This is a genomic window from Bradyrhizobium sp. Ken64 (genome assembly GCF_055807555.1).
Genome location: NZ_JBVVPA010000013.1, coordinates 1 through 22531 on the forward strand (window position 1 = coordinate 1; position 22531 = coordinate 22531).

The 22531-nt window shown below is 63.8% G+C and carries 20 protein-coding genes; 16 read left to right on the top strand and 4 right to left on the bottom strand.

The window, feature by feature from the left end:
* Nucleotides 1-2626: 2626 nt before the first annotated feature.
* Nucleotides 2627-3361, bottom strand: a complete 735-nt coding sequence (locus AC0L2F_RS21125; protein ID WP_473249845.1) for an outer membrane protein — start codon at nt 3359-3361, stop codon at nt 2627-2629.
* Nucleotides 3362-4575: 1214 nt separating this feature from the next.
* Here AC0L2F_RS21125 and AC0L2F_RS21130 point away from each other — a divergent pair.
* Both AC0L2F_RS21130 and AC0L2F_RS21135 read left to right on the top strand, forming a co-directional pair.
* A complete protein-coding gene (locus tag AC0L2F_RS21130; RefSeq protein WP_231170991.1) occupies nt 4576-4980 on the top strand; it encodes a YbgC/FadM family acyl-CoA thioesterase in 405 nt (134 codons plus the stop codon).
* A 77-nt stretch (nt 4981-5057) separates the two neighbouring features.
* Complete coding sequence (locus tag AC0L2F_RS21135) at nt 5058-5525, top strand: nuclear transport factor 2 family protein (protein ID WP_063994732.1); 468 nt, start codon at nt 5058-5060, stop codon at nt 5523-5525.
* A gap of 120 nt (nt 5526-5645) precedes the next feature.
* Here the strand turns inward: AC0L2F_RS21135 and AC0L2F_RS21140 are convergent, their stop codons facing one another.
* On the bottom strand, nt 5646-6365 hold the full coding sequence (locus tag AC0L2F_RS21140; protein WP_063994733.1) for a type 1 glutamine amidotransferase: 720 nt from the start codon (nt 6363-6365) through the stop codon (nt 5646-5648).
* 23 nt (nt 6366-6388) lie between these two features.
* Complete coding sequence (locus tag AC0L2F_RS21145) at nt 6389-7315, bottom strand: LysR family transcriptional regulator (RefSeq protein ID WP_063994734.1); 927 nt, start codon at nt 7313-7315, stop codon at nt 6389-6391.
* Between the two features lie 151 nt (nt 7316-7466).
* Between AC0L2F_RS21145 and AC0L2F_RS21150 the strand changes: the two genes are divergently transcribed.
* From AC0L2F_RS21150 to AC0L2F_RS21190, 9 genes are read left to right on the top strand one after another with little or no spacing between them, the layout of a single operon-like run.
* On the top strand, nt 7467-8423 hold the full coding sequence (locus AC0L2F_RS21150; RefSeq protein WP_473249721.1) for an N-carbamoyl-D-amino-acid hydrolase: 957 nt from the start codon (nt 7467-7469) through the stop codon (nt 8421-8423).
* Between the two features lie 35 nt (nt 8424-8458).
* Nucleotides 8459-9283, top strand: a complete 825-nt coding sequence (locus AC0L2F_RS21155) for an ABC transporter substrate-binding protein (RefSeq protein WP_473249722.1) — start codon at nt 8459-8461, stop codon at nt 9281-9283.
* The gene (locus AC0L2F_RS21160) at nt 9280-10137 is read left to right on the top strand and encodes an amino acid ABC transporter permease (RefSeq protein ID WP_473249723.1); all 858 of its coding nucleotides are present in this window, start codon (nt 9280-9282) and stop codon (nt 10135-10137) included. Before AC0L2F_RS21155 ends, AC0L2F_RS21160 begins: the two co-directional genes overlap by 4 nt.
* Nucleotides 10134-10898, top strand: coding sequence for an amino acid ABC transporter ATP-binding protein (locus AC0L2F_RS21165; protein WP_473249724.1), 765 nt, complete (start codon nt 10134-10136; stop codon nt 10896-10898). Before AC0L2F_RS21160 ends, AC0L2F_RS21165 begins: the two co-directional genes overlap by 4 nt.
* Nucleotides 10899-10912: 14 nt before the next feature.
* On the top strand, nt 10913-11728 hold the full coding sequence (locus AC0L2F_RS21170) for an ABC transporter substrate-binding protein (RefSeq protein ID WP_473249725.1): 816 nt from the start codon (nt 10913-10915) through the stop codon (nt 11726-11728).
* Entirely contained in the window at nt 11715-12599 is an 885-nt protein-coding gene (locus tag AC0L2F_RS21175) for a polysaccharide deacetylase family protein (RefSeq protein WP_473249726.1), read from the top strand. Before AC0L2F_RS21170 ends, AC0L2F_RS21175 begins: the two co-directional genes overlap by 14 nt.
* An 8-nt stretch (nt 12600-12607) precedes the next feature.
* Entirely contained in the window at nt 12608-13258 is a 651-nt protein-coding gene (locus AC0L2F_RS21180) for an aspartate/glutamate racemase family protein (protein ID WP_473249727.1), read from the top strand.
* A gap of 22 nt (nt 13259-13280) precedes the next feature.
* Nucleotides 13281-14864 (top strand): ABC transporter substrate-binding protein, encoded by a 1584-nt coding sequence (locus AC0L2F_RS21185; RefSeq protein ID WP_473249728.1) that lies wholly within the window; start codon nt 13281-13283, stop codon nt 14862-14864.
* Entirely contained in the window at nt 14861-16234 is a 1374-nt protein-coding gene (locus tag AC0L2F_RS21190; RefSeq protein WP_473249729.1) for an amidohydrolase family protein, read from the top strand. The genes AC0L2F_RS21185 and AC0L2F_RS21190 overlap by 4 nt, the downstream gene beginning before the upstream one ends.
* Nucleotides 16235-16435: 201 nt before the next feature.
* On the opposite strand, the gene AC0L2F_RS21195 is transcribed toward AC0L2F_RS21190, so the two are convergent.
* A complete protein-coding gene (locus AC0L2F_RS21195) occupies nt 16436-17335 on the bottom strand; it encodes a LysR substrate-binding domain-containing protein (protein ID WP_007614361.1) in 900 nt (299 codons plus the stop codon).
* A 275-nt stretch (nt 17336-17610) separates the two neighbouring features.
* On the opposite strand from AC0L2F_RS21195, the gene AC0L2F_RS21200 reads away from it, so the two are divergent.
* The 5 genes from AC0L2F_RS21200 to AC0L2F_RS21220 are packed head-to-tail and all read left to right on the top strand — an operon-like array spanning nt 17611 to nt 22523.
* Entirely contained in the window at nt 17611-18645 is a 1035-nt protein-coding gene (locus AC0L2F_RS21200) for an ABC transporter substrate-binding protein (RefSeq protein ID WP_063994743.1), read from the top strand.
* Nucleotides 18646-18668: 23 nt separating this feature from the next.
* Nucleotides 18669-19703 (top strand): ABC transporter ATP-binding protein, encoded by a 1035-nt coding sequence (locus tag AC0L2F_RS21205; protein ID WP_473249846.1) that lies wholly within the window; start codon nt 18669-18671, stop codon nt 19701-19703.
* Nucleotides 19700-20575, top strand: a complete 876-nt coding sequence (locus AC0L2F_RS21210; RefSeq protein WP_473249730.1) for an ABC transporter permease — start codon at nt 19700-19702, stop codon at nt 20573-20575. Before AC0L2F_RS21205 ends, AC0L2F_RS21210 begins: the two co-directional genes overlap by 4 nt.
* Complete coding sequence (locus AC0L2F_RS21215) at nt 20572-21378, top strand: ABC transporter permease (protein WP_007614354.1); 807 nt, start codon at nt 20572-20574, stop codon at nt 21376-21378. The genes AC0L2F_RS21210 and AC0L2F_RS21215 overlap by 4 nt, the downstream gene beginning before the upstream one ends.
* 8 nt (nt 21379-21386) lie before the next feature.
* Complete coding sequence (locus tag AC0L2F_RS21220; protein WP_473249731.1) at nt 21387-22523, top strand: NAD(P)/FAD-dependent oxidoreductase; 1137 nt, start codon at nt 21387-21389, stop codon at nt 22521-22523.
* Nucleotides 22524-22531: the final 8 nt, after the last annotated feature.

Genomic DNA, 22531 nt, shown 5'->3' on the forward strand with positions numbered 1-22531 from the left:
CGAACTGATCTCGATCTATCAGCGGCTGCGGAGCTTTGAGGCAAAGATCCACGGTGGGCCACTGCCGTCGATCGAGATAAGGAAGCCAGCCACATGATTCCTATAGCTGTAGGGAGTTGACGGACACCTGACCTTCCGTTCCGCGTCAATCGGTCGCAACGCTGCTGAATTGCTTAAGTTGTGAGAAGGGGCACTCGAGAGAATGGCGCTCGGCGTGGAGAAACTTAGCAACTGCATATCGGAACCCCCGTGACGTGTTGTTGTGGATGACGGCTAGCGCGCTGTTGCAGCGCGCGGACTGAGGCAAAGGGGCGGCGGATGGCTGTAGGGGCCATTACAGCCGCGGCGGGTAAGCTACAAAGCAGCCGCAGCGGGTTCATGACACCGAAGACTTGCTCCGAGAAAACAGCCATGAATCTGATTTGCTCCTGGAAATGGGTTCTCAGAGTCCACACCGCCTAGCTCTACAAATAAGTACCAGCGTGTCGTAAGTTCGACAGTCTGAGTCAGACACGCCTCAACGGTGTTGTCCCGCGAGCAATCATAATTGTGTCACACATGGCACCGGACACTGACTGACTAGCCAGAACGACCATGCGGGATGTTTCAAACTTGATCCGCCTCCATGGAATACGGTGCTAAACAGGGGTAGGCATTACGTGGGGCGGCGAGCCCTTGTGACCGCCGGATGTGTTGGTGTCCATTCTGGTTCTGGCGGAACGGTAATCGAGCCCAGTGGCACCCAAGCTCGTTCTAGCGTCACTGGATCGCGCAGCTGGGCGAAAGTTTCGGTGCGAATATCGAGCCACTCGAACCAGCGATCCTGGACGGCGACAAGCTGGGCTGGCCGGAGCACGCCGAAATTATCTCGAAGAGAAATTTTTATCACCGTAAGCTCAACTGTGAACCGTGCCAGAAGAGTTCAAGATGATGTTGCGTCGTGTTTCAACTACCAGAACCGGGATTTGACAACTCTGAGCCTGCGGACCAATCCGTTTCCGCCGAGCCGGAGCTCTGGCCGTGAACATGACCGCCAGATTGAGCAGCGTGGATTTCACAAGCGTGGCTCGCCGACTATAGCAACCGCGCCGCACATCCGGCTCAAAAGGCGCGACGAGCTCCTAAGCTGGAATTGGCGCGATCGAAACAAGCAATCCACTAAGGCTGCCCAATTCACGGCTCGGCGATCCTCACCAAATGCTTTACGAACTTTTGTTGATAGCGTCAGCAAGCGTCGACTTGAAAACCAAAGGACCTATCCGCAGGATGCTTTCTTAAGCCGTCATGCATCCAGAATGAGCGGAGCACGAACTGTCACATTACCGAAACCTAGCTCTTGTACTTGTAGGCTCGGCCGTCTCCCTTACTCCTCCCGCTCCCTGGAGCGAAGAAGGTTTATTCCGCACGGCTTTCCGGGGGCCACCGGCCAGGCGGGCCGGAGCCGAGGTCGGCCAGATCTCCGTTGTTTTTGGATTAGCGCCATGACACCGAAAACCAAACTATGCGCTTTGTTGCGAGGTGTTCTGGACGATGCGATCGGGATGGTGCCCGAAGCAAACCGGACGTCTTCGTTGAAGGCGTGCCTCGCCGAAAAGGTATTAGCTCTGGCCGCAAAAGGCCACTTGGATCCAACTGTCTTGACGCGTCTCGCGCTACGGAGTCTGCAGGAATCCTGTTGTGGTTGCTACGGGTGCGAACTGCAGAACCCCCTTCGAGGTGTGAAGAACCGAGAATGAACTCCAAACCTATTCCCCGCGCTCCGGCGTGGCTGACCGACTGGGTTTCGGCGGGTTGCAAGGCGACGCGAGACTAGAGTTCTGCCCGGCCATGGAGCTTGCGCCCGGCAGCGATGCCATCTGAGCGCGAGGGTTATGGCGTCCTGGCCGGAGAAACTCGGGTCAGTCCTGCTGTGGATGCCGCCTTGCTTCATCATGGAGTCGCCCGTGTCCGCGGCTTTCACTGACGTCATTGCGCCCCGCCCGCGGCACCGATGATTTCTCCTCGGTCCGCATCGGCGCTTGGCGCGCGATGTCGGCGATGTCGGAGGGCAGGTGCTCGCCTGCTCGGTTGCCGCTCGTAGCCGAAGCAGGCGAGGCCGAGTGATCCGAAAGATCGGACGGGCCGGTGAGATGCTGGAAAGCCGAGCTGCCTATCGTCCGGGTTCGCGACAGACGCGGATGAGCCGATCTATTATGTCCTCAACGCTTGCAGGCGGATCTTGCCGTGGCCGCCTCAGCGGAGGCAGCTGTGTTCGACGATCTCGTCTGCCTCGATTGCGACGGCGATGCGCCGCTTACCCTGGCAAGGCGGCAGCCGCAAGCTAAGCAGTATCATTCCCGCGGGATCGACGCAGGTTCCGAGCTCGTCGCCCTTGCGACTACCCTGTCCACGATTACGGCCGACTTTCGGTGTCGAATGTGCTCCAGCGCTGAGCCGGCGGTTCCCCGCCAAGTGCTGCCGAGCTTGCCGTCCGGAGAAGGAGGGATCGCAGGCCAGCGAAAGGCGAAGGGCCGGGATCGCGCGCTTGAATCTCACGTCGGAATTGCCTGAATGGCCGGGCTCTGAGCGGGCCATGCTTTCCTTCAAATGGCCCCGGCTAGGCCGGGGCCATCGACACAAGTACGGATCAATATTTCAGGAGAATCGGACCGCCAAACTTATAGTTGACCCGTACCGTGATAAGGTCGAGACCCTCGCGGATGCGATCGGCCCCACCGATGTTCCCGCTGAATTTCGCCGTGCGGGGCTGGAAGAACAGGTGGTCGTACTCGAAGCCCACCGTCCAGTTCGGTGCGAGGCCGTGCTCGAATCCGACCCCCAACACACCGCCCCAAAGAACGTCACTTTTCCTACTGGCTCCTGCCACGGTCGAGCTGATCTGATGGATGTTGCTCGTGACTGCGGCGCCGCCTTTGCCGTAAAGTACGTTGTTCCCGAAGGCATAACCAATCTGCCCCGTCATGAGACCGAACGCGTCAATCTTAGTCTGGTTGGTAGTATCGGAAAACGCGATGCTGTGATTGGACCCGGTCAAATCAGCCCAGTTGCCCTGGCCCTCAACACCCAGCACGATCTGGCCCATCTGCCATCGATAGCCGATCTGGAGGCCCACGCTACCGCCTGTCGGATGATGACAGCCCTCGGGCGTGCTGCCAAGGTACTCCCAACAACTCTCGCCTGAGCTCAGACCACCGTTCACGCCGAAATAGTAAGCACTCCAATCGAAGATTGCAGCCGCGACAGGTCCTGGAGCGGTGGTGTAGAGAGGCCTGATGGGTTGCGCAGGCAGATCAGCACTGAATGCGGGGGCCACCGCAGCAAGCGCCACCGTACTGACTGTCATAAGCAACAAGTTCTTCATTTCTATTCCCATGTCTTGAGTGCCCCCGAGCCGGCTGCGTCTTAACAACGTGCACGCAAATTGCTGTAACTGCATCGCAACATTGGCGCTGGAAGAAATGCGTGAATCAAACGCCGCGTCAGGTTGCGGCGTTGCAGATATCTCCAACTCCTTGACATGCCCCTTCGCTTGCGAGCGTAGATCAGCGCGGTGTCCTGCCTCTTGCGCACCCGACAGCTTGACGGCATCGCTCCACGTCGCGACGTAGTAGCGTGGTAGGTCGACGGGGCGCCCGGTAAGTGCGTGTTCCAGCCGTTCGTGATCACGAAGTCCAAGCCATCGTGATCGCCCATTCCAGAGCATCGTGATCACCGTTTCCAGCCGATCGTGATCGCTATTTCAGCGATTGCGATCGGGGGTAACCAGGAGGCGCGCACCGCTGACAGTCTGCAACCCAGCTACCTTGGTCTTTTGCCTAACTCCGACTGCTTCAGCTATGCGAACGCTACAAGCAATGGGCCGGCCCCCTCAAGCCCATCCTGTCCCCAGGTCCATGTCGCCGGCGAGAAGCTGTTCGTCGACTATTCCGGCCAGGCCATGGAGCTGGGTTGACGGAGTACGATACACGCCAGTCCTGCTCCGGCTCCGCGGACAAAACCGTCAATGCAGGAGCGATCGGTTGGGCTTTCGGTCAGGGGCGGCGCCGACGGAGCAACGAACCCGGAAACTCTCACGCAAATAACCGCACACGTTCTTAATGTGGGTCAGCGGTGTGAGGTCCGCGATAGGATCTCCCGAATCAGGCTCATAAGTGCCGCGGTTTCGCCCATGGCACAAGTACGGGTCTAATTAGGTTGTGGGCGCGTCCGCTCCGCGGACGGGGCTCTATGAGCCAGCTTGCCGAGCCATGCTGTCTCGGCCCTTCGGATCACGATGCCTCGCGCAAGCCATAAAGTGCTCCTCGCCGGGGGCACTCGGAAAACGGGCTCGCCTGTGGCGAGCGTTATCACGGCCCCGTTCCCGCGTACCGCTCAAACACCGGTGTTGTCGCTGCACTCGTCCCGCATGCCCCTTCGGGCCGCTATGCTCGCGGCCGGGCTGACATTTCTCTCGAGGCGAGCTAGGTGAACACTGAAGCTGATCCCGAAGGCGCTGCGGCTCGCCATGAAAGGGACGTAGAAAAATCTGCGCTTGTTCACGCTATCGCCCTCCAGCGCCCCAACGAAATCAAGAAGTTGGTATTCTGTTGCGATATCGTCAAACCAGAGTTTTCCGGCATCGTCTATCACGCCAACTATTTGCGCTTCATGGAGCGCGGACGGACCAACCATCTGCGACTGATGGGTGCCGAACAGCAGGCGCTGTTCGAGCAGGCCGAGACGGAAGACGCAAGCTTTGCCTTCGTGGTGCGTTCGATGCATCTCGATTTCCTCAAGCCTGCCCGGATGGATGACGTGCTCGATGTCGTGACCTGGCCGGTCGCCGTGAAGGGTGCGTCCATCGTGCTGGCGCAGGAGGTGCGGCGCGGGGAAAACGTGCTGGTGAAAGCCGAGGTGCGTGTCGCCTTCATCAGCGGCGGCCGCGCCCAGCCGATCCCGAAGTCGATCCGCGCCTTGATGAAGGCTGATCTGATTTCGTGATCGGGCGATAGCGGACGGCCTCTCGACTCCCCCGCGCGCGGCGATAGATTGCACTCCCGCCAACCGATGAGGCCATCATGTCGCGCCCGCCGCTTCCGCCCTTTACCCGTGAGACCGCAGCGCAGAAGGCCCGCATGGCCGAGGATGCCTGGAATTCGCGCGACCCGGTGCGCGTGTCGCTCGCCTATACCGAGGACAGCCGCTGGCGCAATCGCTCCGAGGTTTTTCAGGGGCGTGAAGCCATCGTCGCATTCCTCACCCGCAAATGGGAGAAGGAGCACGACTACCGCCTGATCAAGGACCTCTGGGCGTTCGACGAAAACCGCATCGCCGTGCGCTTCCAGTACGAATGGCACGACGCGAGCGGCCAGTGGTATCGCTCCTACGGCAACGAGCAGTGGGAGTTCGACGAGCACGGCCTGATGCGGCGGCGCGAAGCCTCGATCAACGACATCGCGATCGCGGAGAAGGACCGACGGTTTCACTGGCCGGCGCCGGGGCCGAGGCCTGCGGATGTGGTGGGGTTGGGGACGGATCCTTTCTGAGCCGAGAAACAACTGTCACCCCTCATGGTGAGGAGCCGCGAAGCGGCGTCTCGAACCATGCAGGCCCCCGTTGCAGCATCCGGGCCTCTATCCTTCGAGACGTGCGCGAGAGCGCGCCCCTCAGGATGAGGGGATGGATTTGCGCGCCAGAAATTTCGTAATCGCGCCCCCCAGCTTGGCGTGATCCAGCGGCTGCGCCAGTGACTTCCTCGCGGCGGCAACGACATCGTCCGGCGCTTTGCCGTCGCGCAGCTCGCAGCACACTTGCGCAAACTCCACGTCGAACTCCGGATGCGGCTGCACGGTGAGCGTTGCGCCGTTGGCGTAGAGCAGGCCGGCATGCGGGGTGAACTCGGAGGAGAGGATCGTCAGCGCATCATTCGGCGGCTCAATCACCTGGTCCTGATGCGAGCAGGCGATGGCGACCGCTTCGCCGTCGACGACGCCGTTGTCCGGCAGCACCCGATAGACGTGCCGGCCGATGCCCCAGCCCTTCTCCGATTTGCGCACGGTGCCGCCGAGCGCCTGCGCGATCAACTGATGACCGAAGCAGATGCCGACCATGGGCGTCTTGTTCGCATAGGCGGTGCGGACGAAATCCTCCAGCGGTGCGATCCAGTCGAGCCCGTCATAGACGCCGGCCGCCGCGCCGGTGATCAGCACCGCCCCCAAACTGCGCGGGTCGGGAAGCGCTTCGCCATTCGGGATGCTGACGATGTCGATCGTGGCCGTCGGATCCTCGGCGCGGACCATGCGTTCGAACATGTCCGGGAACGAACCGTGGCGCTCGCGATATTTTTGTGGGACCTGCCCGGTCTCGATGATGGTGATGCGTGCCATGTGCCCTCTGGTCAAGGTCAAGCTCAGTCGCTTCCTGCCCCATGTTGCTGGTGTGGCGCTGTGGGCTCCAGCAGCGCACTCTCTTTACGGACCTCGTTGAGAAACGCCTTGGCCAGGCGCGACAGCGGCTCGGCTTCCGACCATAGCATATAGGCCACCGCGTGCGTCGTCGGCGCGAACGGCCGTACGACAAGGCCGGTCCCGCCGTTCTGTCGCGGCGAGAAGGGGTCGACCACCGCGGCGCCGACGCCGGCGGCGGCGAGCACGCAGGCCGTGTTGCAGTAGCGCACCTCGACGGTCGGCTGGAACGGCGCGCCGGCGCGTGCGAAACTGTCGCGCACGGCCTCACCAAGCCGCGTGCCGCGCTCGAGCCCGATGAAGGGCAGGCCAGACAGGTCCGCGGCCGAGATCACCGGCCGGTCGGCGAGCGGATGCTGCGGCGGCAGCACGCAGACCATCTCGCCGGTGTGCACCACCTCATGGGCGATGCCTGGATGATGTGTCAGCCCGAGCGCAAAGCCGAGCTCGGCGACGCGGTTGAGCACGCCTTCGATGATGCCCTCGTAGCGCCGCACGTCGAAGAACACCCGCGTCTCCGGGCGGCGGCGCAGGAAGCCTGACAGCGCCGAGGGGATGATGCTGTAGGCGAGCGGCGGCGTCGCGACCAGCGCGAGATGCCCGGAACGGTTCTCGCGCAGATCGCGCACACGGTTCTCGAGCTTGGCGTGCAGCGCGAAGATCGCCTCGCTCTCCTTGTAGAGCGCCATCGCTTCCGTGGTCGGAAACAGCCGGTTGTTGACGCGCTCGAACAGCGCAAAACCCGCCTGCGCCTCCATCGTCTTCAGCGCATTGCTGACCGCAGGCTGCGACAGCGCCAGTTCGTCGGCGGCCGCAACCGTGGTGCGGTGGCGGATGACGGCGCGGAGAATCTCGAGCTGGCGCAGGTTCATATCACTGCCGATTATACTCTGGGCCAAAACATCATAGCAGAACGAATTGATTTTGCAGCCCCGCTTCCGCGTAATGGCAGCGGATTTGCACGTCGCATCAAAGGGTTCATTCGCCCATTGAGGCAGCACTGCGCACAGATTGGAGGCAATCTTGGTTCGTGTCCTTCGCGCCGCCGCCGCACAGATGGGGCCGACGCAAAAAGCCGATACGCGCAAGCATACGCTGTCGCGGATGCTTGCGCTGCTGGAGGAGGCGGCCGGCCGCGGCGCCAGCCTCGTGGTGTTTCCCGAGCTTGCCTTCACCACATTCTTTCCGCGTTGGCTGCTCGAAGGCGAGTCGCTCGACCATTATTTCGAACGCGGGATGCCGAACCCGAACGTCGCCGCCTTGTTCGACCGTGCGCGTGCGCTGCGCGTCGGCTTCTATGTCGGCTATGCCGAGCTGACGCCGGATGGACGCCGCTACAATTGCGCCATCCTGGTCGATCGCGACGGCGAGCTGCTCGGCCGCTATCGCAAGGTGCATCTGCCGGGCTCGGTCGAGCCGCGACAAGGTGCGCGCTACCAGCAGCTCGAGAAACGCTATTTCGACTATGGCGACCTCGGCTTTCCCGCCTTCCGCGCCGGCTCGGCCTGGGCCCACGCCATCATGGGCATGATGATCTGCAACGATCGCCGCTGGCCGGAATCCTGGCGCGTGCTTGGCCTGCAGGGCGTCGAGCTTGTCTGCATCGGCTACAATTCCGCGGCCTATGATCCCAATGGCGGCAGCACGGAGGATGCCTCCTTGCGCACCTTCCACTCCACGCTGGTGACGCAGGCCAACGCCTACATGAACGCGACCTGGGCGATCTCGGTGGCGAAGGCAGGCGAGGAGGACGGCTCCGGGCTGATCGGCGGCTCCTGCATCGTTGATCCCAATGGCCGTATCGTCGCGCAGGCCGCAACGCTGACTGACGAGGTGATCGTCGCCGACATCGATCTCGACCTCTGCCGCCAGGGCAAGGACAAGATGTTCAACTTCGCCGCCCACCGGCGGCCGGAGCAATACAGGGTGATCACCGAACGTGCCGGCGTGATCGAACCCGCGGTTCTCGACGCAGACTGACAGGACGTTCCAACAACGTTGGCAAAGGAGCTGACATGACACGCCTCTCGCATTTCCTCGGGTTCGCAGCGTTGGCTGCCGTGATGTCCGCGCAGGCGGCGGAGCTCCCGGCGGAGATCAAGCAGGCGGGCGCGTTGAAGCTCACGGTCAACTCCACTTACGCGCCGATGGAATATCGCGATCCCGCGACGAATGAGCTCGTCGGGCTCGATGTCGATCTGGCGAACGAGCTCGCCAAGCGTCTCGGCGTGAAGATCGTCTGGAGCGAGACGCCGTTCGCCGAATTGATCCCGTCGCTCCAGACCAGGCGCGCCGATTTCATCATTTCCGGCATCTCCGATCGCGCCTCGCGGCGCGAGACCGCGGATTTCGTCGATTATCTCGGGACCGGCCCGCAGTTCTTCGTGATGGCGGAGAACGAGGCCAAGGTCGCCACCGATCTCTGCGGCAAGAAGGTCGGGACTACCCGCAGCACCAGCTTCCCGGTCGAGATCGAGAAGTGGAGCAAGCAGAATTGCGAGCCGGCCGGCAAGCCGGCGATCCAGTACGTGCCGGGCGAGAACTCGATCGACGTTCGCAACCAGCTCAAGCAGGGCCGCATCGACGCCGCCGTACAGGGCAGCGAAACCCTGCCTTACGCGCAGACGCAGGAACCCGGCAAATACCGCGTGATCGGCGAGCCTTTTGCCAAAGGATATCAGGGCATCATGTTCCGCAAGGACGATGCGGCGCTTCGTGAGGTGGTGACCGAGAAGCTCACCGCCATGATCGCCGACGGCTCCTACAAGGCTGTCCTCGACAAATGGGGTCTCGGCGCCAACGCAGTCGAGAAGCCCATGCTGAACGCGGCGCCGCAATGAAGACGGTACCGGCACTCGCGGAGGGTTTTCCCGATCTGTCGGGGATGCGGATCGCGCGCGAGCCGCACTGGTTTCGCTGGCTCAGCGCAGCGCTGATCGTTCTTGTGCTCGCATTGATCGTGCGTGCGTTTGCGGCTGGCCAGATCGAATGGTCCTATGTCAGCCGCTTCCTCACGGCAAAGGTCATTCTCGAAGGCATCGTCAACACCATGGTGATGGCGGTGCTGGCGATGGCGCTCGGCATCTTCCTCGGCGTGGTCGTCGCGGTCATGCGGCTGTCGCCCAACCCGGTGCTGAAGACCGTCGCCGCTGGCTATACCTGGCTGTTCCGCGGCACGCCGCTGATCCTGCAGCTGCTGCTGTGGTTCAATCTCGCGCTGGTGTTTCCGACCATCGGCATTCCCGGCCTGTGGAGCGCGCGCGCCGTCGACGTCATGACGCCGTTCCTTGCCGCGCTGCTCGGGCTCGGCATCAACCAGGGCGCCTATACGTCGGAAGTGATGCGCGCGGGCATGCTGTCGGTCGATATCGGGCAATATGAGGCGGCGCAGGCGATCGGCATGGGACGCTTGCGTGCGTTGCGCCGGATCGTTCTGCCGCAGGCGATGCGGGTGGTGATCCCGCCGCTCGGCAACGAGTTCATCGGCATGGTGAAGGCGACCTCGCTCGCCAGCGTCATTCAGTATCCGGAACTGCTGCACAATGCCGAAAACATCTACTACGCCAATTCGCGCGTGATCGAGCTCCTGATCGTCGCCGGGCTCTGGTACCTGCTCGTCGTCTCGGTGCTGACGCCGCTCCAGATGCTGCTCGAACGCCGTTTTGCGCGCGGCACATTGCGGCTCACGCGATGACAAAACCCCTCGTCGCAATCCGCTCCGTCAGCAAGAGTTTTGGCGAGTTTCAGGCTCTCAAAAACGTCACGCTCGATGTCCGGCCCGGCGAGGTGATGTGTCTGATCGGCGCCTCCGGCTCCGGCAAGACCACGCTGCTCCGCTGCATTAACCAGCTCGCCGCGATCGACAGTGGCGGCATCTGGCTCGACGGCGAGCTCCTGGGCGTGCGCGAGAAGGGCGGGCGGCTCCATCGGCTCACCGAGCGCGAAATCGGGCGGCAGCGGCTGAAGACCGGCATGGTGTTCCAGCGTTTCAACCTGTTTCCGCACAAGACCGCCCTCGAAAACATCACCGAGGGTCCGCTTCAGGTTCAAGGCCGAAAATCCGACGAAGTGCGTGCGGAGGCGATCGAGCTGCTGCGGCGCGTCGGATTGTCGGCCAAAGCCGACTCGTATCCCGCCCAGCTCTCCGGCGGCCAGCAGCAGCGCGTCGCGATTGCCCGCGCGCTTGCCATGAAGCCGATGCTGATGTTGTTCGACGAGCCGACCAGCGCGCTCGATCCCGAGCTCGTCGGCGAGGTCTTGGCGGTCATGAAGGAGCTGGCGCGGAGCGGCATGACCATGATGGTCGTGACGCACGAGCTCGGCTTCGCGCGCGAGGTCGCTGACCGCGTCGTCTACATGGACCAGGGCGCGATCATCGAGCAGGGGCGCGCATCCGACGTCTTGGGCGCGCCGCGCGAGGAGCGCACCAGGGCATTTCTTTCGGCAGTGATCTGAATGGGGGCGTATCGATGATGAGACTTCTGGTTACGGCAGCACTCGTGGGCGCCATGAGCGCTCCGGTCATGGCAGTCGAGCTGCCGGCGGAGATCGCCAAGCGCGGCAGCATCAAGGTCGCGCTGGTGCCGAACTATCCGCCGATGGAGTTCCGCGATCCCGCCACCAACGCGTTGTCCGGTTTCGACGTCGATCTCGGCGAGGCCATCGGCCGCAAGCTTGGCGTCAAGATCGAATGGCAGGAGACCAGCTTTGCCGAGTTCATGCCGTCGATCTCGACCGGGCGGGTGGACGCCATCCTGTCCGGCTTCACGGACTATGCCAGCCGGCACGAGATCGCGTCCTTCGTCGATTATTTGCGCAGCGGTCCGCAGTTCTTCGTGCAGCAGTCGCGCAAGGCGGAGTTCAAGGACGCGGCCGCGCTCTGCGGCAAGAAGGTCGGCGCCAGCCGCCGCACCATGTTCCCGGCCCAGATCGCGGCCTGGAGCGAGAAGAATTGCGGTACCAATCCGATCCAGTTCGTCGGCACCGACGGATCGGCCGACGCCCGCACCCAGCTCAGGCAGGGCCGCATCGATGCCGCCGCCCAGGGCAATGAGACGCTGCCCTACATCATGGACCTCGAGCCCGGCACCTATGCGACTGTGGGCGAGCCCCTTGCGCAGCAATTCACCGGCATCGCTCTGCCGGTCAAGGAAAAGGCGCTGCAGCAAGCCATGCTGGAGGCGGTCGATGCGCTGATCGCGGACGGCACCTATCGTACGCTGCTGGCCAAGTGGAAACTGACTGACAACGCACTCGAAAAGGCGACCATCAATGCTGGACAGTAAGGCACTCCAGAGCATTCCGCTCACCCCAGCCAACACCGCGGATCCTGCGCCGGAATACCCCTGGCCGAAGCCGTACAATTCGGCGATGTTCCTGTCGTTCGACGTGGACGCGGAGAGCGCCTGGACCAGCAAGGACGCGATGCATGCGCAGCGGCTCATCACCATGAGCTATGGCGGCTATGAGGCGCGCGTCGGCACGCCGAAGCTCCTGGAACTGCTCGACCAGCTGGATCTCAAGGCGACCTTCTTCGTCACGGGATGGTCGGTCGACGCGCATCCGGCGATGGCCGAGGCCATTCTCAAGGCCGGTCACGAGATCGGCCACCACGGTTATCACCATCTCATACCCGATCCCGGCGATCCCTGGACCGAGGAGGAGCTTGAGCGCGGCTTCGAGACGCTCAAGCGCCGGCTTGGCGTCAAGCCGACCGGCTATCGCGCGCCCTACGGCGAGTTCACCGAGGAGCTGCGGGTGGCGTTGGTGCGCTACGGCATCGTCTACACCTCCTCGTTTCGCGACGACGTGCGTCCCTATCGCCATCGTCTCGCCGACGGCAAGCCGGGCACGATCGAGCTGCCGGTGACCGCAAGCTATGACGACTGGATGCACGGTCTGTCCGCGCGCTTCAGCCCGCGCTCGATTTTCCCCAAGGAGCATGTGCTTTCGATCTGGAAGGACGAGCTTGACGAAGTCCGCGACTGGGGCGCGATGGTGACAACCGTGCTGCATCCGCAATGCAGCGGTCGACCGATGCGGCTGCGCCTGCTGCGTGAGTTCCTGACCTACGCAAAGTCGTGCCCGGATGTCTGGATCACGACCGGCGAGAAGATCGCGGCCAACTTCCTGCGCCATGAGGCCGGAAAAAGCTGAGCCACACCATGACCCGCATCCTCGTCATCAACCCCAACTCCTCCGCATCGGTGACGGCGGCGATCGACGACGCCGTCGCGCCGCTGCGCATCGTCGGCGGACCCGAAATCGAGGTCGTCGGTCTTGCCGAGGGGCCGCCCGGCATCAGCTCGCAACGCGACGCCGACAGCGTCGTGATGCCGCTGGTCAATCGCGTCACGCGCGACGATGCGGATGCCTTCGTGCTCGCCTGTTTCAGCGATCCCGGCCTGCATGCGGTGCGCGAAGCGGCCGGCGGGCGCCCGGTGATGGGCATCGCCGAGTGCGGCATCTTTCGCGCGCTGATGCTGGGTGAACGTTTTGGCGTCATCGCGCTGTCGCCGTCGAGCATCCGCCGCCAGCAGCGCATGGTGCGGCTGATGGGCGTCGATAGCCGTTATGCCGGAAGCTGGTCGGTCGGCGCGAGCGCGGCGGAGACGGCGGGCGCGGACATCCGCGGACGGTTGATCGAAGCCGGCCGCGCGCTGATCTCGCAATGCCGTGCCGACGTCGTGGTGATGGGCTGCGCCGGCATGGCCTCGCATCGCGCGGCGATTGCGGAGGCCATCGGCGTTCCCGTGGTCGAGCCGGCGCAACAGGCGGTGGCTGCTGCGATCGGTGCCGTCTTGCTGAACACGTAAGATCCTTCAGGAGCCTCTTGCAATGCCCGTCTCCCGCCGTTCGCTCCTCAAGGCCGCAGCCGCTGTACCGGCGCTGTCATTCCCGGGCATCCTGCGCGCCGAATCCCAGACCACGCTGCGCTTCATTCCCGTGATCGACCTCGCCTTCGTCGATCCCATCTATTCGACGGCACAAGTGTCGCGAAACCACGGTTTCATGGTCTACGACACGCTCTACGGCATGAGCTCCTCCCTGCAAGTCTCACCGCAGATGCTGTCGGGCCACGCCATCTCCGGTGACCAACTCCAGTGGGATCTGACGTTGCGCAACGGCCTGTTCTGGCACGACGGCGAGCGCGTCCTTGCGCGGGACTGCGTTGCCAGCATCCGCCGCTGGGCCGCGCGCGACGGCTTTGGCGGTGAGCTGATGGAGGCGACTGACGAGCTGTCGATCACTGACGACCGCACCATCCGCTTCCGTCTCAAGCGTCCGTTCCCGCTGCTACCGCAGGCGCTCGGCAAGGCCGCGATCAACGCGTGCTTCATGATGCCGGAGCGGCTGGCGAGCCAGGATCCGTTCAAGCCGCTGACCGAAGTGATCGGCAGCGGCCCGTTCCGCTATCTCGCCGACGAGCGTGTGCAGGGCGCGCGCAATGCCTATGCCAAATTCGAACGCTATCAGCCGCGCGGCGACGGCAAGCCGGATTGGACCGCGGGTCCGAAGATCGTGCATTACGATCGGGTGGTCTGGACCACCACGCCCGATGCCGGCACCGGCGTCGCCGCGCTGCAGACCGGCGAGCAGGACTGGCAGGAGACCACGCCGCACGACCTGCTGCCGATCATCAAGGCGGCCGGCGACATAGAGACGCGCGTGCTCGATCCCCGAGGTTATGCCTGCATGCTGCGCCTCAATCATCTTCAGCCGCCGTTCGACAACCCTGCCGTTCGCCGCGCGCTGCTGGGGGCGATCGATCAATCCGCCTTCATGACCGCGGTGGCCGGTACCGATCCGAACTTTCAGGTCTCTCCCATCGGCTATTTCGCGCCGAATACGCCGATGGCGAGCGAGGTCGGCCTCGATGTCTTCCGCGGCCCGCGTGACTACGCCAAGGTGAAGGCCGATCTCAAGGCCGCGGGCTACAATGGCGAGAAGATCGTGGTGCTCGTCCCCACCAACTCGCTGGCGCAGAAGCCGCTTGGCGAGATCGCCGTCGACAGTCTGCGGAAGGCCGGCATGAACGTCGAATATGCCGGGCTCGATTTCGCCGTGGTGTTGCAGCGCCAGCTCAAGAAGGACCCGATCGGGCAGGGCGGCTGGAGCGCCGCGGTCGGCAATTGGCAGGGCATCGACTGGCTCAATCCGGCCGGCAACACCAACATCCGTGGCGAAGGCAAGGTCGCGGGCTGGTATGCGAGCGAGAAGATGGCCGGCCTGCGCAGCCAGTGGCTCGCGGCATCCGAGCTTGCCGAGCAGCAGCGCATCTGCCGTGAGATCCAGGCGGTGGCTTTCCAGGAAATCCCCTATATTCCGATCGGCCTGTACAAGCAGCCGACCGCCTATCGCAAAGCCATCACCGGCATCCTCGACGGCACCGCCGTCTTCTGGAACGTACGCCCCGCATGAGCACGATCGCAATCTTCGGCAGCTATGTGCTGTCACGCAAGGACGGCGCGCAGGACGTGTTGCGCGACCATTGGGTCTTGGTCGAAGGCAAGAAGATTGCCGCGGTCACGCGCGACAAGCCACGCGCGGACGAGGTGCATGACCGTCCCGGCCGCTTCGTTCTGCCCGGCCTGCTCAACCTGCACAATCACTGCTTCTCGGAAGCGGTTGCGCGCAGCCACACCGAAGACGGCAACGGCCGCCGCAACAACCAGAGCATTGTCTACACGGTGCTTTTGCCGCTGACCAAGCGCGGCGCAGATATCTTGTCGGCGGAAGAGCGCATGGCGGTCGCGCGGCTTGGCATCCTTCAACTCCTGAAGGGCGGCGCCACCACGGTGATGGAGCCGTTCCGGAATTCGATCCCGGAGATGTTCGACGCCGCCGAGGAGATGGGCATCCGTTTCTACGGCGCGCCCTATCTGTTCTCGACGTCGGACGCCAAGGCCGGCCCCGACGGCGTGGTTCACTACTCCGGTGATGACGGCACCGCCGACATGGCGACCTGGGATGCGCTCTACCAGCGCTGGAACAGCCGAGGCGACGGACGGATCGGTCTCGCGATGGCTCCACATGCCACCGACACCTGCGGCCCCGATCTCTTGAAGGCCTGTGCCGCACGGGCGCGCGAGCTTGGTGTGCCGATCACGACGCATATGGCGCAGAGCCGCGCCGAGGTTGAAACCATCGGCAAACGCTATGGCGGCCGCACGCCGGCGCAATATCTCGACTGGCTGGGCCTGCTGACTCCCGATCTGATGGCGGCGCACTGCATGTTCAGCACCGACGACGATCTCAAGCTGATGGCCGCGCGCGGCATGACGGTTCTCAACTGCCCGCGCGTGTTCGCGCGCGCCGGCGTCACCGCCGCATTCAGCCGGTTTGCGGAGCACGGCGTTCGCACCGTGGTCGGCACCGACGGCTACAACATGGACCTGCTCGGCGAGCTCAATGCGGCGTCGCTGATCTCCAAGATCACCTCGGCGCGCGCCGATGTCGCGAACGCGCCCGAGTTGATCGAGGCGAACACGGCAATCGCCGCCGATGTCATCAAGCGGCCCGACCTCGGCCGGATCGAGCCCGGCGCGACCGCCGACCTCACGATCGTCGATCTCACCCATCCGCATCTTCAGCCGCTGTTCGATCCGCGCCGCGCGCTGATCGCGCTCGCCAATCGCGCGAATATCGATCAGGTCATGGTCGACGGCCGCATGCTGATCGATGCCGGCCGCTATCTTGGCGCCGACGAGGCGGCGATCACGGCGGCGGGCACCGCTGCGATCGGCAAGATCTGGGACCTGCCCGAGGCGCAGGCTGCGTTCAACGGTTGAGGGGTCTCCTGGAGCCACGAAGGTGGTGCGCTCCCTCTCCCGCTTGCGGGAGAGGGCAGGGGGGAGAGGGTTCTCTCCATACGGGGACACTCCCGATGAGGAGAGAGCCCCCACCCGGCGCTTCGCGCCGACCTCCCCCCGCAAGCGGGAGAGGTTGCAGCGAGCCCGCGGCGAGATCGATTGAACTCAAATCGTTCTTGGCTAGTCGTCGAATTCGGCGAGCGACTTGCGCATGGTCTCCACCAGATCCAGCGCCACCGGCGAGGGGCTGCGCTGCGCTGGAAAGACCGCCGAGAATTCGAAGTCGATGCGAGGCAGAAAGCGGCGCACGACGATGCCGCGGGTCGAAAATTCCTGCGCGGTGAAGGGATCGCAGATGGCGACGCCAAGTCCCGACGACACCATGCCGCACATGATCTCCGACAGCGTGGTCTCGACCCTGAGCACGCGGCGGACATCGTGGCGATGGAAGACCTGGTCGACGAGATGCCGGCTTGATGATCCCGCCGACAACGAGATGAAGGTCTCGCCCTCGAAATCGCGGGGCTCCAGCACTTCCTTTTCCGCGAGGCGATGACCGGTCGGCAGCACCGCGACGCGGGCCGGCGCTGGCAGCTTCTGGCTCGGCAAGCCCGAATGCGCGATCGGCACCTCGGCAAAGCCGACGTCGCACTGGTTGTTCAGCACCCAATCGACCACGATCGGCGAGATCACGCCGAAGAAAGCGAGGTTGAGGTTCGGCCGCTCCTTCAGGAAGTGCCCGGTGAGCCGCGGCAAATAGCCATTCGACAGTGCTGGAAGTGCCGCGATCCGCAGCGAGCCGGTGCGGCGGCCGCGAATTTCTTCGGCTGCCGCGGTGATGCGTTCGAGGCCGACGAAGGAGCGCTCGACTTCGGTGTAGAGTGCCATGGCCGCAGCGGTCGGCACGAGGCCGGTGCCGCGCCGCTCGAACAGCTCCATCTTCAACAGCGCCTGGAGGTCGCGCAGCAACCGGCTGACCGCCGGCTGCGTCACCGTCATCAGCGCCGCCGCCTCGGTCACGCTGCCGGTCAGCATTGTGGCCCGGAAGGCCTCGACCTGCCGCGAATTGATCCGTGCCATCCTCAATTCCATTCATAACATTTAGGCATGCAAAGGGTGCCATTATTCATTGGACGATGGAAGCCTGGGTTTGCAATCTTTTTCATCAGGACTGGAGACAGCCCGCTTTTCCGGCAGATTGGAGGGGTTCGAACCTCCAGATCGCGCCAAACCCGCCAAGCAGGGGCCGGAGCCCTGATCAGAGAGGGATTTGCGCGGAAGGAAATGCGGCAACGCGCTTCGGCCAGCGAGACTCGTCGGCACATCACCTCATCCCGGTATGGAGATCGGACCACATGAAGACTTTTCGCCTTCTGACAGCGGTCAGCATCGCGGCGCTCATCGCCGCCCCGTCGGTCGCCACGGCCCAGCAAAAGACGCTCTATGTCGCCGGCTATGGCGGCTCGTTCGAGAAGACCATCCGCGACGAGGTGATCCCGACCTTCGAGAAGGAGAACGGCGTCAAGGTCGAGTACGTCGCCGGCAACTCCACCGACACGCTGGCAAAGCTCCAGGCGCAGAAGGGCAACCAGCAGATCGACGTCGCCATCGTCGACGACGGCCCGATGTACCAGGCGATCCAGCTCGGCTTCTGTGGCAAGCTCGAGGGCCTGCCGGCCGATCTCTACGACACCGCGCGCTTCAAGGACGATCGTGCGGTCGCCATCGGCATCGTCGCGACCGGTCTGATGTACAACACCAAGGTGTTTGCGGAGAAGGGCTGGGCGCCGCCGACCTCCTGGAACGATTTGAAGGACACGAAATACGCCAAGCAGCTCGTGATCCCGCCGATCAATAACACCTATGGGCTCGAAGCGCTGGTGATGTTGTCGAAGATGAATGGCGGCGGCGAGTCCAATGTCGATTCCGGCTTCAAAATCTTCAAGGAGCAGATCAATCCGAACGTGCTCGCCTATGAGCCGTCGCCGGGCAAGATGACCGAGCTGTTTCAGTCCGGCCAGGCCGTGATCGCGGTGTGGGGCACGGGCCGCGTGCAGAGCTTTGCCAATACCGGTTTCCCCGTCGACTTCGTCTACCCGAAGGAAGGCGCCGCGACGCTGCTGACGACCGCCTGTCCGATCACCAAGCCGAACGCCTCGCCGCTTGCGTCCAGCTTCGTCAAGATGCTGCTCGAACCCAAGATCCAGCTCGTGATGCTGAAGGATTACGGCTACGGCCCGGTGCTGAAATCGCTGGTGATCCCGCCCGAGCTCGGCAAGATGGCGCCGATCGGCGAGCGCGCGGCAAAGCTCTATAATCCGGACTGGACCGTCATCAACGAGAAGCGCGAGGAATGGACCAAGCGCTGGAATCGCGAGGTCGAGCGCTGATCGGTCATACCGGAGTCAGTATGATGGCCTATCTCGAGCTCGAAGGGGTCGCCAGGCAATTTGGAGCGCAGACTGTCGTCGACGACTTCAGTCTCGCGGTGGGGAAGGGAGAGTTCATCTCCTTCCTGGGTCCCTCCGGCTGCGGCAAGACAACGACCCTGCAAATGATCGCGGGCTTCCTCGATCCCACCCGTGGCGCGATCCGGCTCGAGGGCAAGGATCTGACCGCGATCCATCCGGCCAAACGCGGGCTCGGGATCGTGTTCCAGAGCTACGCGCTGTTTCCGCACATGACAGCGGCCGAGAATGTCGCCTTCGGCCTCGAGATGCGCAATGTGCCGCGCGGCGAACGGACCGAGCGCGTCCGCGCCGCGCTCGCGATGGTCGGGCTTGCCGGCTACGAGGAGCGTCATCCGCGCCGCATGTCCGGCGGCCAGCAGCAGCGCGTGGCGCTGGCGCGCGCGCTGGTGATCAAGCCGAGCGTATTGCTGCTCGACGAGCCGCTGTCCAATCTCGACGCCAAGCTGCGCGAGGAGATGCAGATCGAGCTGCGCCAGATCCAGCGCACCATCGGCACCACCACGATCCTCGTCACCCACGACCAGAACGAGGCGATGTCGCTGTCCGACCGCATCGTGGTGATGAGCCAGGGCCGGATCGAGCAGATCGGCACGCCGCAGGAGACCTATGAGAAGCCGGCCTCGGCCTTCGTCTCGCAATTTTTGGGCAAGACCAACGACTTTGCCGCGACGATCGATCAGACCAGTGCGCCTGCGCGATTGATCGCCGGCTCGTGGAGCGCGCCTGCGCCTGCCGGGCGCAGCGGTCCTGTCACCGTCAGCATTCGCCCCGAGCGGATCGACTTTGGCGACGCAGGCCTCAGCGCAAAGATCGTCACGCGCATCTTCCAGGGCAATCACTGGCTGTACCAGTGCGAGAGCGAATGCGGCCCGGCGACCGTAATCCGCCAGAATGACGGCCGGTCGCAGCCGGTCGAAGGCGAGGCAGTTCACCTCACCTGGAGGCCGGAGGACATGGGCGTGAGAGGCGTCGCATGAGCGCTTCCGCCGAGGAACGAAACGCACGCACGCCCTGGGCGCTGACCGCGCCCGCCTTGATGTTGTTCTTCGGCGTGCTCCTGATTCCGCTGGCAATGACCGTGATGCTGTCGTTCCACGATTGGGGCCAGTACAAGGGCATCGAGCCCGTCTTCATCCTCAAGAACTGGCGCGAGATCGTAACCGATCCCTATTACGCCGAGATGTTCTGGCGGACATTTCGCATCGCGATCCTGACCACGCTGCTCACGGCACTGCTCGGTGCGCCCGAAGCCTACATCCTCAATCGCATGGGCGGACGCTGGAAGAGCGTTTTCCTGCTGGTCATCCTGGGGCCGCTGCTGATTTCCGTGGTGGCGCGGACGCTCGGCTGGGCGCTGCTGTTCGGCGGCAACAACGGGCTCGTCAACAAGCTGCTGATGTCGGCCGGGCTGATCCGCGCGCCTATCCCCTTCATGTTCACCGAAACCGGTATGGTTGTCGCGCTTGCGCACGTGATGATGCCGTTCATGGTGCTGTCGGTGTGGGCGGCGCTGCAGCGTCTCGATCCGCAGATCGAGAATGCCGCGATGTCGCTCGGCGCCGCCCCTGTGACCATCATCCGCCGCATCATCATGCCGCAGATCATGCCGGGCGTGCTGTCGGGGGCGATCATCGTGTTCTCGCTCTCGGCCAGTGCGTTTGCGACGCCCGCCATCATCGGCGGCCGCCGACTCAAGGTCGCGGCGACGCTCGCCTATGACGAATTCCTCAACACGCTGAACTGGCCGCTGGGTGCGGCGGTTGCCACGCTGCTGCTGGCCGCGCTGGTGCTGATTGTCGTCGGCAGCAACGCGCTGATCGAGCGCCGTTACGCGGAGGTGTTCCGATGAGCCGGAACGGGCCGCTCGCGCTGATCTTCCACACCATCTTCGTCATCGTCATGGTGGCGCCGATCCTCGTCGTCTGCCTCGTCGCGTTCACGCCAGAAGGCTTCCTGTCGCTGCCGACCAACGGCTTTTCGCTGCGCTGGTTCAGGGCGATCGCCAACTATCCCGAATTCATCCATGCTTTCTGGGTCAGCCTTGGCCTTGGCGCACTATCCTCCTTCGTGGCGCTGCTGTTCGCGGTCCCTGCGGCGCTGGCGATCGCGCGCTATCGGTTTCGCGGTCGTGACACATTGGCGGCGTTGTTCCTGTCGCCGCTGATGATTCCGCATGTGGTGCTCGGCATTGCCTTCCTGCGCTTCTTCACCTCGGCTGGCCTCGGCGGCAGCTTCGCCGCGCTGATCATCGCGCATGTCATCATCGTGTTTCCGTTCGCGCTGCGGCTGACGCTGGCGGCGGCGACCGGCATGGACCTCTCGGTCGAGATGGCGGCGGTCTCGCTCGGCGCCGGCGGCTGGACGCTGTTCCGCCGCGTGACGCTGCCGCTGATCCTGCCCGGCGTCATCAGCGGCTGGGCGCTCGCCTTCATCCAGTCCTTCGACGATCTCACCATGACCGTCTTCCTCGCGGCACCCGGCACCGAAACATTGCCGGTGCGCATGTTTTTGTACATCCAGGACAACATCGATCCGCTGGTGACGTCGGTCTCTGCCTGCGTGATCGCGATCACCATGACCGCCCTCATTCTGCTCGACCGCTTCTACGGGCTCGATCGCGTGCTCGCCGGCAAGGGCGATACGGGGCGATAGGAGAATCCATGCGAACAGATTACGACGTCGCCGTCGTCGGCGGCGGATTGCTCGGCTCCGCCATCGCCTGGGGCCTCGGCCGGCTCGGCAAGCGCGTCGCCGTGCTCGACGAAGGCGACATCACCAAGCGTGCCTCGCGTGCCAACTTTGCGCTGGTCTGGGTGCAGAGCAAGGGCCTCGGCATGCCGGCCTATACGGTGTGGACCGTGCAGGCGTCACAGGCATGGAGCCGGCTCGCGTCCGAGCTGAAGCAGCAGACCGGCCTCGACGTCTCGCTTCAGCAGAATGGCGGCTTTCATCTCACGCTCGGCGAAGACGAATTCGGCCAGCGCGCCGAGCTGGTCAAGCGCATGCACAACCAGACGGGCGCTGCCGACTACAAGATGGAGATGCTGCCGGCGTCCGAGGTCAAGAAGGTGCTGCCGCTGATCGGGCCTGAAGTCTCCGGCGGCAGCTTTTGTCCACTCGACGGTCACGTCAATTCGCTGCGCACGTTTCGTGCGTTCCACACCGGCTTCAGGGCATTCGGCATCGATTATCTTCCGGAGCGCCCGGTCTCGTCGATCAGCCAGAACGGCGGCGAATTCCGCCTGATAACGCCGCAGGGCGAGCTCCGTGCCGCCAAGATCGTGCTCGCCGCCGGCAATGCCAACCAGACGCTGGCGCCGATGGTCGGTCTCACCGCTCCGATGGGCCCGACCCGCGGCCAGATCGTGGTGACCGAACGCACCATGCCGTTTCTGCCGCACCCGCTGACCACGATCCGCCAGACCGATGAGGGCACGGTGATGATCGGCGACAGCAAGGAAGACGAGCTCGACGACCGCACGCTGAAGCATTCGATCAGCGCGGTGATGACGGATCGCGCCCAGCGCATGTTTCCGCATCTCGCGCGGCTCAACGTGGTCAGGAGCTGGGCCGGCATCCGCGTCATGCCGCAGGACGGCTTTCCGATCTACGACCAGTCGGAAACGCATCCCGGCGCCTTCGTCGCCTGCTGCCATTCCGGCGTGACGCTCGCCTCCAACCACGCTTTCGAGATCGCGCGCATGGTCGCGCAAGGTTCGCTCGAGCCGGAGCTGGTCGGCGCGTTCTCGGCCAGCCGTTTCGGCGGCGCGGGCGCTGCGAACAATAGCGGCTACTAGGGATATTG